We start from the raw sequence: 795 nt of genomic DNA, 5'->3' as shown, positions 1-795 counted from the left end.
AGCTCAAAGCCGCCGCCGAAAAAATGCAGGACGCGATCAAGGAATATGATGACCTTATCGTGTTTTATAGAAACAAACCGTCTGGCGAACCTGCGGGTGCCGAAGCGCTTATCAGGTCCGGCGCGATCAAACTCAACCAGGGAGCCGATGACCTTGAGGCCGCCTGCAGCGCCGTCACCGACGAGGCAACCCGGCAACGTCTAGTTGCGCAAGTTCGCCATTTCAGGGAGAACGCTGCGCGCATTAACACAATGGCGAAACTGGTGCGTCGGGAGCTGATTTCCAAACAAGCCCCCACTGGTAATGCTCTGGAGTTCCTGCAAAGCCAACCAGGCATCCTGCGCATTCGCAAAACCCTTGACCGATTGGCAGGCACTCGGCAGATACCAAAGCCTGGCACCAGCCGTTGGGTAAAAGTCCCGGACTTCCTGGACGAGTTCGAAATTAAAATCGCAGACACCGTGTGGGCTTACGGTCACATGCACTTTGAACAAGCCTCCCACACCGTCCCCGCCAAAATCTATCTCAAACCACCGGGACAGCGAGCGCTGTACGCAAACGCTCAGACCAGCGCCGCTCGCGAAGGCCGCCGCTTGGATATCCACCGCGCAGAGATCGATTGGCCACAGGCCCGGCGGGTGTTTTACCCAGAGTTGGCAGGATGACTCAAGGCGTATGTCTGCGCACGGATGCGGGTAGAAAATGGGTTAAAGGTCGGACTCTTTCACCACCCTCACCTTCCCCGCATCCAGCGCATACGCTGCATCGGCCAGGTCATTGTTGACCTTCTCCACC

Annotated in this window: 1 protein-coding gene; it reads left to right on the top strand. The window is 57.2% G+C overall.

Annotated elements, in window-relative coordinates; all coding sequences use genetic code 11:
* Positions 1-665 (top strand): hypothetical protein (locus tag AC0L20_RS39595; RefSeq protein WP_473295603.1); only part of this gene is annotated, 665 nt, incomplete at its 5' end.
* Positions 666-795 lie beyond the last annotated feature (130 nt).

Source organism: Bradyrhizobium sp. Kon58 (genome assembly GCF_055807455.1).
The sequence above is the reverse complement of the archived record's forward strand: the minus strand, read 5'-3'. Positions and strand labels throughout refer to the sequence as shown.